Source organism: Saccharothrix stipae, from assembly GCF_054781895.1.
Map to the genome: position 1 here is coordinate 47,858 of NZ_BAAGTN010000015.1, position 16,658 is coordinate 64,515.

General features: G+C 72.3%; 8 protein-coding genes. All 8 read right to left on the reverse strand.

Features of this window, described 5'->3' with window-relative positions:
* Window positions 1–24 precede the first annotated feature (24 nt).
* Complete coding sequence (locus ACYVLT_RS27660; RefSeq protein WP_461123138.1) at window positions 25–2,892, reverse strand: non-ribosomal peptide synthetase; 2,868 nt, start codon at window positions 2,890–2,892, stop codon at window positions 25–27.
* On the reverse strand, window positions 2,882–4,111 hold the full coding sequence (locus tag ACYVLT_RS27665; protein WP_461123139.1) for an MFS transporter: 1,230 nt from the start codon (window positions 4,109–4,111) through the stop codon (window positions 2,882–2,884). Before ACYVLT_RS27665 ends, ACYVLT_RS27660 begins: the two co-directional genes overlap by 11 nt.
* A complete protein-coding gene (locus ACYVLT_RS27670) occupies window positions 4,104–8,057 on the reverse strand; it encodes a non-ribosomal peptide synthetase (protein WP_461123140.1) in 3,954 nt (1,317 codons plus the stop codon). Before ACYVLT_RS27670 ends, ACYVLT_RS27665 begins: the two co-directional genes overlap by 8 nt.
* Window positions 8,054–9,241: a MupA/Atu3671 family FMN-dependent luciferase-like monooxygenase gene (locus ACYVLT_RS27675; protein ID WP_461123141.1), complete on the reverse strand. Its 1,188-nt coding sequence runs from the start codon at window positions 9,239–9,241 to the stop codon at window positions 8,054–8,056. Before ACYVLT_RS27675 ends, ACYVLT_RS27670 begins: the two co-directional genes overlap by 4 nt.
* On the reverse strand, window positions 9,234–13,409 hold the full coding sequence (locus ACYVLT_RS27680; RefSeq protein WP_461123142.1) for a type I polyketide synthase: 4,176 nt from the start codon (window positions 13,407–13,409) through the stop codon (window positions 9,234–9,236). The genes ACYVLT_RS27675 and ACYVLT_RS27680 overlap by 8 nt, the downstream gene beginning before the upstream one ends.
* Entirely contained in the window at window positions 13,406–15,109 is a 1,704-nt protein-coding gene (locus ACYVLT_RS27685; protein ID WP_461123143.1) for an amino acid adenylation domain-containing protein, read from the reverse strand. Before ACYVLT_RS27685 ends, ACYVLT_RS27680 begins: the two co-directional genes overlap by 4 nt.
* 210 nt (window positions 15,110–15,319) lie before the next feature.
* Window positions 15,320–15,511 (reverse strand): MbtH family protein, encoded by a 192-nt coding sequence (locus tag ACYVLT_RS27690; RefSeq protein WP_461123144.1) that lies wholly within the window; start codon window positions 15,509–15,511, stop codon window positions 15,320–15,322.
* Between the two features lie 199 nt (window positions 15,512–15,710).
* Window positions 15,711–16,010, reverse strand: a complete 300-nt coding sequence (locus tag ACYVLT_RS27695; RefSeq protein ID WP_461123145.1) for a hypothetical protein — start codon at window positions 16,008–16,010, stop codon at window positions 15,711–15,713.
* Between the last annotated feature and the right edge of the window lie 648 nt (window positions 16,011–16,658).

Here is a 16,658-nt window from a genome sequence, read left to right on the forward strand (position 1 = left end):
TCGGATCCCCCAAGTGCTCCCGCGTTACCGGTGTTGCCTGGCCTTCCCCCGCGCCCGCAGCGCCTCCTGTCGTGCCCTGCCCCGTTCGGCGGCGTCCGGCGCGGTCGCCTCGGCCGCGCCGGTGAGGTGTTCGGCCATCGCCCGCACGGTCGGGTGGCGGAACAGGTCGATCACGCTGATGGGCCGGTCGAACTCGGCCCGCAACCGTTCGCACAGCCGCACGAGCAGCAGCGAGTTGCCGCCCGCGTCGAAGAAGTTCTCCCGTGCGCCGACCGTGCGGCCGAGGACGGAGGTCCACGCGCGGGTGACGGTCTGCTCGGCGTCGGTGAGCGGCAGTTCCTCGCCGACCTGGTCGGGCGTCTCCGCCAGGAGCCGCAGGATGCCGTCCCGGTCCGGTCGGCCGTGGGGCAGCACGGGCAGGGTGTCGACGGCCTGCACGCGTGCCGGGACCGTGTAGTGCGGGAGCCGTTCGGCCAGCCAGTCACGCAGACCGGTCGCGGACATCCCCTGCCGCACGACGGCCACCGCGTTGTCGCCGTCGAGAGCGCAGGCCCGCCGCACGGCCGGGTGGGTGAGCAGGGTCGACTCGACCAGGCCCAGGTCGACCCGGCCGGCCCGCCGGAGCACGTGCAGCGTGCCGTCCGGGGCGCGGCGGGCGAGGTCGCCGGTGGCGAAGATCCGGCTGTCCGGGTCCGACGGGTCGGGCCGGAACCGGGCGGCGGTCTCGTCGGGCTGGTCGAGGTAGCCGTGCGCGAGGCCGTGTCCGCCGATGTGCAGCTCGCCGACCACGCCGGGTGGGAGCGGGCGGGACCGGTCGTCCAGCACGTACGCCCGCACCCCGGGCAGCGGTCGGCCGTTCACGAGCGCCACCGACGTCTCGGCGGTGGCGTACAGGTCGACGAACTCGCGGTCCGGCAGGGCCGCGCGCAGTGACGCCGGCGGTTCCGCGCCGGTCGTGACGATCGTGCGCACGTCGTCCGGCAACCGTCCGGCGACGTGCAGTTCGGCGATCGACGCCGGGGTGTCGAACAGGGCCGTGCCGGAACCGAGCGTGCCGCCGTTGACCAGCGGGGCCAGGATCTCGAACATCGTCGCCGCCCCGGCGAACGACCCGGACATCGGCCACGACGTGATGTCGTTCCAGCGCAGGGCGTTCGCGAACGCCCGGTGCCCGACGACGACCGCACGGGGATCGTCGCCGGCGGTGTGCAGCACGAATGCCGCGTCGGCGGATGTCACGGCGGACGTGACCTCACGGGCGGGCCACGGCTCCAGCCGCAGCACGGGCGTCGGCGACGACGCGAACACCGGCTCGGCCCGTTCGTCGGCCAGCACGACCGCCAGGCCGTACTCCTCCGCCATGGCCCGCAACAGGTACCCGGGCAGCGCGGGGTCGAGCGGCACGCACACCCCGCCCGCCGTCAACACCCCGAGTACAGCGGCAGGCAGCGCGGCCGACTTGGCCACGCACACCCCGACCCGGGGCCGCGCACCGAACCCGTCCAGCCGCCCGGCGACACCGGCCACGACCTCGGCCAGCTCGCGGTAGGTCCACCGCCGGTCGGCGTCGACCGCGACCGCGTCCGGCCGTTCCGCGACCTGCCGCGCGAACAGCTCGTGCACGCACCGCTCCACCGGCCCGGCCAGGCTCGTGCGCTGGTCGACGGCGACCGCCCGCAGCTCCGACACCCGGAGGTCGGGGTTCTCCCCCACGTGCCGGAGCACGACCTCCAGCCGCTTCAGCATCGAGTCCACGACGGCCTCGTCGAACAGGTCCCGCCGGTAGTCGAACACCGCCTCCAGACCCCGCGGGGTCTCCAGCAGCCTGATGCTCAGCTCGACCTTCATGCTGTCCAGCCCCATGTCCCGCCGGGTGAACGTCGTTCCGCCGACGACCTGCGGCGCGGCCTCCACGTCGTGGCTGAACATCACCTGGAACAGCGGGTGGTAGCTGGGGTCGCGCACCACGGCGAGCTTCGCCAGCACGTCCTCCAGCGGCAGGTCCGGGTGCTCGTGCGCGTCCAGCACGTCGTTGCGCACGCGGCGCAGCACCTCGGTGAACGGGGGGTCGTCGCCGAGTTCGGTGCGCAGCACCACCGGCTTGACCAGGTACCCGATCAGCGCCGTGTGCGCCGAGCTGTCCCGTCCGGACAGCGCCATGCCCATGAGCACGTCGTCGTTGCCGTAGTGGGCCAGCACGACATCACAGGTCGCCTTGAGCGCCATGTACGTCGTCGCCCGCCCGCGCCGCCCGACCTGCCGCACGCGGTCCAGCACGTCGGCCGGGATCAGCCGGGTGCGACTGGCCGACCGGTGGTCGGTGGTCATCGGGCGCGGCCCGCTGGTGGGCAGGTCGATCACGTCCGGGGCGCCCGCCAGCCGGCGGGTCCAGTAGTCGCAATCGTCGCCGGCGGGCGGCAGGTCGCCGAACCGCACGGGCAGGTCCGGCAGCGCCTCGCCGCCGTACAGCGCGACCAGCTCGGCCGTGAACACGTCCAGCGACAGGCCGTCGATGGCGATGTGGTGGACGTTGACCACGAGCCGGTGCCGGTCCGGTCCCAGCCGCAGCAGCAGGACCCGGAACGGCGGCCCGGCGGCCAGGTCGAACGGCTCCTGACCGAACCGGTGCCCGGCCTCCTCGTCGCCGTCCACCGCGGACAGCTCGATCGGCACGACCGGTTCGACCACGTGCGCGCCGTCCTCGACGCGGGACCGCAGCGGCTCGTGCCGCCCGACGATCGAGGTCAGGCACCGGCCGAGCAGGTCGACGTCCAGCGGGCCGTCGATGTCGACCGCGAACGGGTGGTTGAAGAACGGGTCGCCGGGCCGGATGCGCGACAGCGTCCACAGCCGCTGCGCGGCGGGTGACAGGGGGAACCGGTCAGAGCCCACTGGTCGCCTCCACGCGGGTCGCTCGGCGGACGGGGATCGCGAACACCAGGGAGCACACCAGCAACGCCAGGCCCGCGTAGACAATGGAGTCGGCGATGCCCGGCCACGACGCGGTCAGCCCGCCCAGGGCCACCCCGACGACCATGCTGGTGATCATCACCGAGTTGAGCAGCCCGACGCCGCGACCGCGCAGCGCCTCGGGCAGGTCGCGCAGCACGGTGTTCGCGATCGGCACCTGGAACAGGCTGGACCCGAGCCCGGCGATCAGGCACCAGACGACCACCGACGCGAACCCGAGCTGGCCGCGCAGCCACTCCGTCGGCGCGAGTGCCACCAGCGACAGCCCGAACAACGCCACGGTGACCAGCAGCAGCCCGCGCACCGGGTACTTGCGGACCATCATCGGTCCCAGCAGCGCGCCGAGCACGGCTCCGCCGCCGAACAAGGCGTGCGCGAGCCCGTACTCGGCGGGCGGCAGGCCGAACACGGTGAGCAGCTGGGCGTTGAAGTTGGTGGTGAACAGGCCGAGCACGATCATCATGGGCACCAGGAACGCGAACAGGAACCGCAGCGTCGGCACCCGCAGCACCTCGCGCAGCCCTTCGCGCAGCGCCGCCCAGTACTTCTGCGGCGCCCCCGTCGAGACGGGCACCTTCTTCAGCACGCCCATGCTGCCCAGCAGGACCGCCGAGACCGCGAACGTGGCCGCGTTGATCACCAGCACGGCGGGCACGCTGCCCAGCGCGATCAGCACGCCGCCCAGCGCCGGGCCGACCAGGTTCAGGGTGTGGTTGGTGCTCTGGAACAGCGCCACCGCGGACGGGATGCTGTGGTTGCCGACGATCGCCGGGATGGCCGCGATCCGCGCGGTCTCGAAGAACGTCTTGCCCAGGCCTTCCAGGAAGATCAGCGTGAGCAGCAGCCAGGACGAGCTCAGCGCCGGGATCATGGCCAGCACGATCACCACCCGGGCCAGGTCGGACCCGACCAGCAGCACCCGCTTGGGCAGCCGGTCGGTGAGCGGACCGGCGAACACCCCCAGCACGCCGGTCGGCAGCAGCTGCGCGATGATCACCAGCGCGATCAGCGCGGCGGGTGCGTCGGTGAGCGTCGCGGCCACGTAGATCAGCGTGATCCGGGCCATCGCGTCACCGAGGAACGACGCCACCACCGCGAACCAGTAGCGGATGTAGGTGCTGTCCTTGAGCAGTTCAAGCATCCGGCGTCACCTCGTGCAGGAGGGCCGTCAACGACTCCACCAGCGGCGGCCGCATCACGGTGTAGTGGTTCCCCGGCGCCTCGCGCACGTCCAGGTTCGCCGCGAGGGAGTGCCAGGTCCGGAACGGCTCGCGCGACTCGTCGGCCGCGTGGATCAACGTCACCTTGCCGCGCAGCGGTTCGGGCCGGTAGGCCCACAGCAGCCGCAGGTTCGCCACCCACAGCTCCAGCACGGCCCGGATCTGCTCGCGGCCCGCGTCCGACGGCAGGTAGTCGCCCGCGCGGGCGATCGCGAGGAGGTAGTCCAAGTGCTCCTCGTCGGTCATCGCCCGCAGGTCGTCGAGCGTGCGCCGGCCGTCGAGGTAGTCCCACTGCAGGTTGGCCGCCACGGCTTCGACGATCTGCGCCCGGTCGGGCTCGGGGCCGTCCTCCAAGGCGGGCGGGTGCGACTCGATCAGCACCACCGACACCTCGTCTCCCCCTTGCTCCAGCACCCGGCCGATCTCGTAGGCGTTCGCGCCGCCGTAGCACCAGCCGGCCAGCGTGTACGGCCCGGCGGGCTGCACCTCGCGGACCAGGTCGGCGTAGGCGCGGGCGCGTTCCTCGAAGGTGGTGAACGGCGAGTGCCCGTCCACCGGCGGCGGTGACGCCAGCGCGTACAGCGGCCGGTCGGCCGGCTCCAGCAGCTTGGTGAACGGCATGTAGCAGACGACCTCGCTGCCCGCCGGGTGCGCGAAGAACAGCGGCGGCACGTCGGTTCTGCCGGCCCGCAGCTCGATCAGGTGCGCGCGCTGGTCCTCGTGGTAGCCCTCGCGCAGCATCCGCGCGAACCGCTCCACGGTGGCGCCCTGGAAGATCGCGGCCATCGGCAGCACCTGCCCGAACCGGCGCTCGATCTCCGCGATCAGCCGCAGCACCAGCAGCGAGTGGCCGCCCAGGTCGAAGAACCGGTCGTGCAGGCCGATCGGGCCGGTGCCCAGCACCTGCTCCCAGACCCGCGCCACCTCCAGCTCCACCGGGTCGCGCGGGGCCACGTAGTCCTCGCGCCGTTCGGCGGACGGCTTGGGCAGCGCGCGCCGGTCCACCTTGCCGCTGGTCGTCAGCGGGAACCGGTCCACCGTGACGACGACGGACGGCACCATGTAGTCCGGCAACGACTCGCGCACCAGCGCGCGCAGTTCCTGCGTCGGCAGCGCGGGGTTGTCGGTCTCCACGTACCCGACCAGCCGCCGGTCGCCCGGCCGGTCCTCGCGCACGACGGCGACCGCGCGCCGCACGTCCGGGTGGTCGGCCAGCCGCGCCTCGACCTCGCCCAGCTCGATCCGGTAGCCGCGCAGCTTCACCTGTCCGTCGTCGCGGCCCAGGAACACCAGGCTGCCGTCGGCCCGCTGGCGGACCCGGTCGCCGGTGCGGTAGAGCCGGGCACCGGGCCGGCCGGACAGGTGGTCGGGCACGAACCGCTCAGCCGTGCCCGCCGGCCGGCCGCGGTAGCCGCGGGCCACGCCCGTGCCGCCGAGCCACAGCTCGCCCGGCACGCCCACCGGCACCGGCGCGAACCGCTCGTCCAGCACGTACGCCTGCGTGTTGGCCAGCGGTGTGCCGATCGAGATCACGCCGTCCTCCAGCCGCCAGGCGGTGGACCAGATGGTGGTCTCGGTGGGGCCGTAGACGTTCCAGGTTCGTCCGACGGCGAGGTGGTCGGCCAGTGCGCGCGGCAACGCCTCGCCGCCGACGATCGCCCGCAGCGTCTCGCCGTGCCGCCAACCGGCCTCCACGAGCAAGTGCCAGGTGGCGGGGGTGGCCTGCATGACGGTCGCGTCGACGTCGGTCAGCAGCGCGGCGAGCGCCCGGCCGTCCTGTCCGTGCTCCTTGGTCACCACGACGCACCGGGCGCCGGTCGCCAGCGGTCCGAACAGCTCCAGGCCCGCGATGTCGAACGACACCGACGTGACGGCGGCGAGCACGTCGTCCGCGCCCAACCCGACCTCGTCGGCCATGGCGAGCAGCAGGTTCACCACACCGCGGTGCGGCACCTCGACGCCCTTGGGCCGCCCGGTGGACCCGGACGTGTAGATCACGTACGCCAGCCGCTCGCCGTCCGGGTCCGGCGGCCGGTAGTCGGCGGTCCCGGCGGGCAGTTCGGTGACCACGAGCAACGCGCCCGCGTCCTCGACCATCTCCGCGCGGCGGCGTTCCGGGTGGTCCGGGTCCAGCGGCAGGTAGGCCGCGCCGGACATCAGCACGCCCAGCAGCGCGACCACCAGGTCGCACGACCGGGGCAGGCACACCGCCACCACCGCGTCGGGCCCCGCGCCGCGTTGCTGGAGCAGGCCCGCGACCCGTTTCGCCTCGGCCACCAGCTCCCGGTACGTCAGGCTGCGGTCGCCGCAGGTCAGGGCCACCGCGCCAGGGGTGCGGGCGGCCTGCCGGCGGACCAGCTCGTCGACGGTGAGGTCGGGCTCGCGGTCGACGTCGGTCCGGTTCCACTCCACGAGCTGCCGGCGTGCCTGGTCGGCGTCCACCAGGGACAGCTCGCCGACCGGCCGGCCGGGGTCGGTGACGGCCTGCTCCAGCAACCGGGTCAGCTGCCCGGCCATCCGGACGACGGTGGCCTCGTCGAACAGGTCGGTGTTGTACTCCAGCAGCCCGAGGAACGCGTCGCCGCCGAGCGCCTCGTCGTCGAAGAAGCCGAGCGTGACGTCGTCCTTGGCGGTGTGGTTGTCCAGCAGCAGCGATTCCTGGGTCAGGCCGGGCAGCTCGCCGCGCTGCTCGTGGTGGAAGTCCACGAAGATGAACGTGGTCTGGTAGATCGGGTTGCGGCTGGGGTCGCGGTCCACGTCCAGCTCGTCCAGCAGCACGCCGAACGGGATGTCGTTGTAGTCGAGCGCGCCGTACATCGTGGCGCGGGCGGAGGCGACCAGCTCGCCGAAGCCCCGGTCCGGCTCGACCCGCACGCGCAGCGGCAGCATGGTGAGGAAGTAGCCGATCAGCGGCTCGGTCTCCGGACGGCTGCGGGTGGAGGACGTGGTGGCCACGATGATGTCGCGCCGGCCGGTGAGCCGGTGCAGCAGCAGTTGCCAGGCCGCGAGCAGCGCCACGTTGACCGTGACCGACTCGCGGCGGGCGAAGTCGCGGATGGCGGCGGTGAGTTCGCCGGTGAGCCGGAACTGGTGGCGTGCGCCGTTGAAGGTCTGCACAGGGGGGCGCGGCCGGTCCGTCGGCAGTTCCAGCACCAGTTCCGCGCCTTCGAGGTGCTTCTTCCAGTACGGCAGGTGGCGCTTGGCCACCTCGTCCTCGATCCACTTCGGCTGCCACTCGGCGTAGTCGCCGTACTGGATGGCCGATTCGGGCAGCTCCGGCGCGCGTCCGGTGGTGAACGCGGTGTAGTACTCGACCAGCTCGTCGGCGAAGATGCCCAGCGACGCCCGGTCCCACACCAGGTGGTCGATCGTGCCGACCATGAGGTGGTCGCGGTCGCCGAGGCGGTAGAGCGTGACCCGGAACAGCGGCCCGGTGGCGATGTCGAACGGCACCCGGATCTCTTCCTCGGCCAGGCGCAGCATCTCCGGCTCGTCGGGCACGTCGACGTGGCGGATCGGGACGTGCGTGGTGTCGTGCACGACGGCGACCGGCCGGTTGTCGGCCAGTTCGTAGGTGGTGCGCAGCGACTCGTGCCGCTGGACGAACGCCGTGATCGACCGCTGCAACGCGGGCGCGTCCAGCTCGCCGCGCAGGCGGGTGGCGAAGAAGATGTTGTACGCCGGGTCGGTCGGGTCGAACTGGTGGATCAGCCAGATCCGTTCCTGGTCCAGCGTGAGGCGGTGGGTCCGGCCCGGCGCACGGCGGGCGATTCCTTGTCGCACCGCGGGTTCACGGCGCAGCCGCTGGTCGAGCAGCGCGCGCTGCGCCGGGCTGAGCTTGGCCAGCCGGTCCGACAGCTCGGTCACGGTCGGACTCCCCGGTAGCGGTCCTTGAGCTCGGTCAGCCGCCGCAGCCCGGCCAGCACGGTCTCCGGTTCCAGGCCGAAGTCGACCAGGCACGCGGCCTCGTCCACGCCCAGGTCCACCAGGTCCTCCACCAGTGACTCGCCCTTGTCGGGCGTGCCCAGCAGCGCCAGGCTCTCGAAGTAGCGGTCGAAGGTCGCGGCCAGCATCGCCTCGCGGCCGGCGTCGTCGAGCTCGTTGTACCGGCTGTCGAAATTGCCCTGCTGGGCCAGGAACGTCCGCAGGTAGCCGATGAGCGGCTCGCGGACCTGCTCACGCACCTCGTCCTCGTCCGCGCCGAGGAACGTGTGCACCATCGCGGTGACCCGGCCGTCGCTGTGCCCGGCCTCCTTCAACGCCTCGCGGTACGCGGTGATCTTGTCCCGCAGGTCGGCGGGCCGCTGGGCGACCAGGCCGGTCAGCACGTTCGCGCCGATCTCACCGGCCCGGACGAACGTGTCGACGCTGCCCTGCGAGGAGATCCACAGCGGCAGCCGGGACTGACGCGGCCGGGGCAGCGTGCGGACCGGCACGCCGTCGATGTCGACGGTCTCGCCGGCCCACAGCCGTTGCACCAGGTCGATCGCCTCGAACATGTCGTCCTTGCGGCTGGCATACCGGGCTCGGCCGCCGGGTGCGATCACGAAGTCGTCGGGGTGCCAGCCGGACGCGCACGCGATCGCCGCCCGGCCGCCGGACAGGTTGTCCACCACCGACCACTCCTCGGCCAGCCGCACCGGGTGGTGCAGCGGCACGGCGACGCTGCCCGCGCGGATCTGGATGTGCTCGGTGCGCACCGCGATGGCGGCGGCGAGCACGGACGGGTTCGGGTACAGGCCGCCGAAGTCCACGAAGTGCCGTTCGGGCACCCAGATCGCGGCGTAGCCGTTGCGGTCGGCGTACTCGGCGCTGTCCAGCAGCAGCCGGTAGTTGTCCGGCCGCTCGACCGAGCCGTCGCCGGAGAAGAAGAACAGGCTGAAGTCCATGGTGCTGGACCCGCGCCGGGTGCGGCGGGGCGGTTTCGGCGTGGGCCGCGCGGTCGGCGCCTTGACGTCCCGTTCCCGCATCGCGCGTGCCAACGCCTCGCGCTGCGTCGGGCTCAACGACGACAGCCGGTCCTGCAACTGCCGGAGGCGTTCGTCAGACATCGCCCTCACCCTTCAGCCGCGCCTCGACCTCGTCCGGGGACAGGTTCTCGATCTCCCGCAGCAGCGCGTCGAACTCGTCCAGCCCGATCGACTCCGCCTGGTGCGCCCGGATCGCGGCGGCCAGGCCGGTCACCGTCGGCGCCTCGAAGATCGCGCTCATCGGCAGGTCGCCGTGCAGCCGGCGGAGCCGGGAGACGATCTGGATGGCGAACAGCGAGTTGCCGCCCAGCTCGTAGAAATCGTCGTCCGGGTCGATCCGGGCCACGCCCAGCGTCTCCTGCCAGACCGTCGCCACGCCGCGGGCGACCTCGTCGTCCGGCCACACCTGCGCCGGGTCCCAGTCCGCGTCCGCGCTGCCGCCGCCCAGCGACGCCATGAACGCGGACGCGGTCAGCCCGTCCCTGGCCGCCAGCACCTCCTGGAAGTCCACTGTGGACACGATCAGGCGGTGGTGGCCGGCGGCCAGCGCGGCGCGGGCGATCGCGACGCCCTCGGCGGCGGTGATGCCCTCGGCCAGGCGCTGCCGGCGGAACCGTTCGCGCACGTCCGGCAGGTCGGCCATCTGCTGTTCGAGCCAGTCGTCCCAAGCCCACTGCGCCCAGTCGACGACCAGCCGGCCGCGGGCGGGCGCGAAGGCGTCCAGGAAGGCGGCCGACGCGCAGTTCTCCACCTGCCCGAAACCGCCCAGGACCCCGGTGGTGGACCCGCACAGCAGCACGAAGTCCACGTCCGGCAGCAGTTCGTCCAGCAGCAACGTGGTCGCCACGTGCGCGGACAGCACTTCTTCGGCCTGCTCGCGGGTCTTCAGGGCGATGAGTCCCGCGCCTCTGGTGTCCGCCGCGTGCACGACACCGCGCACGTCGTGCCGCCGGGCCACGTCGGCGAGGTGTTCGGGCTCGGCGGTGACGACCTTCGCGCCGGCCTGCGTCATGTCGTCGACGAACGCCCGGCCGAGTTCGCCGTCCGCGCCCGTCACCAGGTAGGTCGCGCCTTCCTGCCACGGCTGGGCGTCCGGCAGCTCGACCGGGGCGTAGGACCGGGTCCAGCGTCGGCCGCCGCGATAGGCGACCTGGTCTTCGCGCTGGTCGGCCGACAGCTCGGCGAGCAGGTGGTCGACCAGTCGTCGCCGGTCCTGGTCGTCCCGGGGCAGCGTCACGTCCACGCAGTGGCACGACACGTGCGCGTACTCCTGTGCGATCACGGTCGCCGCGCCGAACACGGTCGCGCGCTCCGGGAGGATCACCGGGCCGATGTCCTGGAGGTCGTTGGTGAGCACGTCGATCCGGACCGGGTTCGAGCCGAGGCTCCGCACCACGTCCAGCAGGCTGTGGAAGCCGTCGTCCTGGCTCGTGCGGTAGCGCGCGGCCGCGTCGGCGTCGTGGTTCGCACGGACGCTGCGCGCGTGGACCACGCGGTCCGGCCGCACGTCCGGTACCTCGCCGCCCGGCGGCACCACGGTCACCTCGCCCGGCAACTGCGCGGCGAGCGCGTCCGCCACACCGAGGTCATCCGCCAGCACGAGCCACACGGCGGGTTCGAGCGGCGCGCGTTTCGCCGGCGACGGCAGCCACACGGGGGCCGACGCCCACTGCGCCGGTGCCCGGCGACTCGCCTTCTTGACCGGTGTGACCAGGTGTTCACGGCGTTCGAAGGGATAGGTGGGCAGCGGGACGCGCAACCGTCGTTCGCCCGTGTGCAGGGCCGCCCAGTCCACCTGGCCGCCGTGCTCCCAGATCGACGCGACCGCCTCCAGCGCCGTCCGCGCTTCCGGTTCGCCGCGTCGCAGCGTGACCGCCGTGGCGGGACGCGCCGGGTTGGCCCGCGCCAGTCCGCTGAGGACGGCACCCGGCCCGACCTCGACCAGCACGGCGTCACCGCGCGCCAGGATCGCGCTCAGACCGTCCGCGAACCGCACCGGCTGCCGGGTGTGCGACACCCAGTACTCCGGGTCGACGGCCTGCTCCTCGGTGATCCAGGCGCCGGTCACGTTCGACACGAACGGCAGCCGCGGCTTGGCCAGGACGGCGCTGCGCAGCGCCTTCGCCAGCTCCGGCAGGACGGGGTCGACCATGGCGGTGTGGAAGGCGTGCGACGTCGGCACGTCCTTGACCACCAGACCTCTGCCGGTCAACAGCTCGCGAGCCTCGGCGATGGCGTCCTCGGTGCCCGCGACCACGCACGAGCCCGGTGCGTTCACCGTCGCGACGCTCACCAGACCGGCCAGCTCGGCGTCGGCGGCGGCCTCGTCCAGCGGCACGGCCAGCATCCGGCCGGGCGGCAGGTCCTGCATCAGCATCGCCCGCGTCGCCACCACGCGCAGCACGTCCGGCAGGTCGAACACCCCGGCCAGGCACGCGGCGACCAGTTCGCCCAGGCTGTGCCCGATCATGGCGTCCGGCCGCACGCCCCACGACTCCAGCAGCCTGGCCATCGCGTAGTCGACGCTGAAGACCGTGGGCTGCGTGCGCAGCGTGGACCGCAGGTCGTCACCGCGGAACGCGACCTCGCGCACGTCCCAGCCCAGGTGCGGGCGCAGCAGCGCGGCGCACTCGTCCATCGCGTCCCGGAACACGGGCTCGTCCCGGTACAGCTCCTCGCCCATGCCGGTGTGCTGGCTGCCCTGGCCGGGCAGCAGGAACACGACGGCGGGTTCGCCGGCCTCGGTCCGCAGCGGGCGGGTCAGCGCGCGGACGGCGGCGTCCCGGTCGTCCACGACCACAGCACGCCGATGGGTGAACGGCACCCGTCCGACTTGCAGCGTGTACGCGGCGTCGGCCAGGTCGACGTCACCGGCCAGGTGGTCCGCCAGCCGCCGGGACGCCTCGTCCAGGGCCGCCGTGGTGCGCGCCGAGACCGGCAGCACCTGCCACCGCCGCAGCGCCGGGTCGGCACGCGGCGCGGGTGCGGCCTGCACCACCACGTGCGCGTTCGTGCCGCCCATGCCGAACGAGCTGATCCCGGCACGCGGCGGGTGCGCGGCGTCGGGCCACGGCGCCGGCTCGGCGTTGACCCGGAACGGCATCGCGTCGAGTTCGGGGTTCGGCCGGGTGAAGTGCGCGGTCGGCGGGACGACCCTGCGTTCCATGGCCAGCGCGACCTTGATCAGCCCGGCGACGCCCGCCGCCGCGTCGAGGTGGCCGACGTTGCCCTTCACCGAGCCGAGCAGGCCCGGTTCCGCCCGGGACCCGAACACCTCGGCCAGCGCGCGGGCCTCGATCGGGTCGCCCAGCGGGGTGGCGGTGCCGTGCGCCTCGACGTACTGGACGGTGTCGGGGTCGACGCCCGCCAGGGCCAGCGCCTCGCCGATCGCGGCGGCCTGCCCGGCCGTGGACGGCGCGGTGAAGCCGATCTTGTCCGAGCCGTCGTTGTTCACCGCCGAGCCGAGCACCACGGCGTGGACGTGGTCGCCGTCGCGCACCGCGTCGGCCAGCCGCTTGAGCACCACCATGCCGACGCCGTCCCCGGACGCGGTGCCGGTGGCGTCCGCGTCGAACGGGCGGCAGCGGCCGTCCGTGGAGTGGATGCCGCCCTCCTCGTACAGGTGGCCGCGCGGCCCGAGCAGCCGGATCGCCGCGCCACCCGCCAACGCGAGGTCGCACTCCAGCGTCAGCAGGCTCTGGCACGCCAGGTGCAGCGCGACCAGCGACGAGGAGCACGCGGTCTGCACGGTCATGCTCGGTCCGGACAAGTTGAGCTTGTAGGACACCCTGGTCGCGGCCATGCTCGGGTCGTTGCCGATCCGCACCTGCATCGGGTGCACGAAATCGTTGTCCGCCAGGCGTTCCATGAGGTACGTGGAGACCGAGATGCCCGCGAAGACGCCGGTGCGGTCGGCCGGTGACGGGTGTCCCGCGCGTTCCAGCGCCTCCCAGGCGCACTCCAGCAGCAGCCGCTGCTGCGGGTCGGTGACATCGGCCTCGCTCCGGGTGAGACCGAAGAACTCCGCGTCGAACAGGCCGAAGTCGGCCAGCGTGTGCGCACTGCGCACGTAGGCCGGGTCGTCGACCAGGTCCCGGGGCACGCCGGCGGCGAGCAGTTCGTCGGCGGTGTAGTGGCTGACCCCATCCGTGCCTGCCACCAGCATCGACCAGAACCGGTCGAGGTCCGGCGCGCCGGGGAAGCGCCCGCTCATCCCGATGACCGCGACGCCTTCGAGTTCGTCGTTCATGACCTGCGCTCCAGGGCCTTGGCGCACAACCGGATCGTCGGCTCGTCAAGCAGCAGCCGCAGCGACGCGTCCACCCCGAGCCGTTCCCGCATGGTCGCGGCGACCTGCGTGGCCAGCAGCGACTGGCCGCCCAGGTCGAAGAAGTCGTCGTCCAGGCCGATCTCGTCCACCCACAGCGCCTCGGCCCAGATGGCCGCGATCGCCCGCTCCAGCGGTGTGCCGGGCGCGGCGAACGGCTCGGCCAGGTCGGGGCGCGCGTTGTCCGGGTCGGGCAGCGCCTGCCGGTCGACCTTCCCGTTGGGTGTCAACGGGAACCGGTCCAGCCGCACGAACGCGGCGGGCACCATGTACTCGGGCAGCGTGCGCCTGAGGTGGTCGCGCAGGTCCGGCGCGGTCTCGCCGACCCAGTAGGCGATCAGTCGCCGGTCGCCGGACGGGTCGGGCGTGGCGGTGACCACCACGTCACGCACGCCGGTGTGGCCGCGCAGCGCGGCTTCCACCTCTCCGAGCTCGATCCGGTGACCCCGGATCTTGACCTGGTGGTCGAGCCGCCCGGTGTACCGCAGGTCGTCACCGACCACACGGGCGGTGTCGCCGGAGCGGTAGACCCGCATGCCGGGCCGGTCCGGGTCGGGGAGGTAGCGTTCGGCGGTGAGCGCGGGCCGGCCGAGGTAACCTCGCGTGACGCCCGTGCCGCCGACGTGGATCTCGTGGTCCACCAGGGTGATGGACTGGCCGGGCAGCGCGCCGCCGATCATGCTGCCGGGCGCGGCGCCCAGATCCTCGGCGGTGACCACCCGGAACGTCGAGTGCACGGTCGTCTCGGTGATGCCGTACATGTTGACCAGCAACGGGTTCCGGTCGCCGTGCCGGTCGATCCACGGGCGCAGCGACTCGAATCCCAACTCCTCGCCCGCGAACACCACCACCCGCAGGCTCAGGCCCGTGGTGTCGAGGTCGACCAGTTGTCCGAACGCCGACGGTGTCTGGTTGAGCACGGTGACCGCGTGCTCCCGCAGCAGGTCCCGGAACTCCTCGGGCGACCGCTTGATCCGGTCCGGGACGACGACCAGCGTGCCGCCGTGCAGCAACGCGCCCCACATCTCCCAGACCGAGACGTCGAACGCGGCCGAGGCGAACATCGTCCAGACGTCCCGCGGCCCGAACTCGAACAGGTCTCGGGTGGCGGTGAGCAGCCCGATCACGTTGCGGTGCTCGACCATGACGCCCTTCGGCCGCCCGGTGGATCCGCTGGTGTACATGATGTAGGCGAGGTTGTCCGGCCCGAGACCGTCGACGGCAGGCGGTGTGTCCGGCCCGTCGTGCACGTCGGGGTCCACCGTGTGCTCGGCGCGCAGGTCCACCGAGCCGTCGCCGATCAGCACGGTCGCGCCCGCGTCGGCGATCATCGCGGCGAGTCGGTCGGTCGGGTGCGCGGGGTCGAGCGGCAGGTAGCAGCCGCCCGCCTTGAGGGTCGCCAGCAGGGCCGTCACCAGGTGGGTCGAACGCCGCACGCACACCGCGACCGGCGTTTCCGGTCCCACGCCGAGCCCGCGCAGGCGGTGCGCCAGCCGGTTGGCCCGCAGGTCCAGTTCACGGTAGGTCAGCCGATCCGTCCCCGAGACCACGGCGATGTCGTCGCCACGCGGTCCCACCTGCCGCTCGAACCACCGGTGGATGCAGTCGCTGTCGCCGGACAAGGTGCGTCCTTTCTGCGCCGGGCCGTTGTCGACGCACGGGAAAAGATCGGCCGGACGTCGGGCACGGGCCCGCCGCCCATGCCCCGTCCACACCGCGAATGTCGGAAGTGCGCGCGAAATAGAACCCCAGGAACGCACACTGAATAAGTCTCACAACCGGCGCGGACCAGCCGGAACTAACAACGTGTCCGCGTTACCCCACCATCCGTGCTAGCCGGTCATCCGGGCCGACACGCCTGCCGGGCGCATGTCGGTCCACACCTGGTCAATGTGAGCCAGGCATTCATCCTTGGGTCCGGTCACGCCGACATCGACCCAGCCGACCGGAACATCCTGGTCCGCAGGCCAAATCGAGTACTGCCCGGCGTCGTTGCGCACGACGCGATACCCGCGCTCCCCCATTTCGCCCCCTTCGCGGCCCGCTTACCCGGATCGACCCCGGTCGAGTTCCCGCTCGACACGGCCGGGTGATGTGCCGCTTCTTCGGAGCGTGCACCACCCGCACAGTCGGAGTCAACCCGCCTGCGGACGGCAAACGGATGAGGGCAACGATTCCACGTGAACAGCGAAACGTGGCGGCAAAAGAGCGCCGAGGTGCGCGCTACTCGTCGTCTGCGCTGCCCCGCCTTGTTTGCTCCAGCCACTCGGCCAACGCGCGCAGCTCGCCCGGCCGTGGACCCAGTTCGCATCCATGCGCCGCCCGATCGGACCCCGACGGGCCGAGCGCCGCCCGTTCGTTGAGCATGCGGGCGATCCCGGCGATGCTGTGCCCGGCCAACCGCCGCTCCGACTGCGCACCCAGCACGCTCATCAGCGTGCGATGCGTGTCGTCGGCGAAATCCACCCGCCCACCGGCCTCCGGCAACCACACCTGCACCCCGGACCCCTCGAACACCGGCACCAGATCCTCGAACTGCCCCGCGATGCATCACGACCGTGGACGCCAGGGCCGGACGAATTGGTCAGGTCGTCGGGTAGTGCTCAACGTAGACCGCTCGGGTGAATTCGACCGTCGCCCCCTGCCTGTGACACCGGCAGTAACCGTGGTGCACCCCGTAAGGTGCCGCGAAGGTTCCTTCAGCGAAAGGCTTCTTGTACTACTCGACGATGTACGGTGCGAAGTCCGGCTTTCTCGTCTGCAGGTACAGCTCTGGCGGCGTGAAGTGCTCCCAGGCGGCAGGAACGTCGCGGCAGGAACGTCACCGGGCAGCGGCGAACGCAGGCTGATCCGGTCGTCGTGACCGAGCACGACCACCAGCGAAGCCATGAGTTCGCCCGCTCGATCCCGGTAACAGCGGACCAGGTCGTCGAGGGCCCGGAAGCCGGCTTCGACGGCATCGGCCTCGACGTAGTCGTCCACGAGTTCATCCAGGTGGATGGACTCGAAGCCATGCTCATGGAAGCCCGCGCCGGTGAGTGCCGCGTCGAGACAGGAGCGCACTCCGGATTCACCTTGAGTCATTGCGGCAGATTCCAACCTCGCCCTTGGCGGTACTTGCGCTCCTCGTTCGAGAGTTCCCGGCCCCGTGCTTCCACGTCCCGTCCTCGT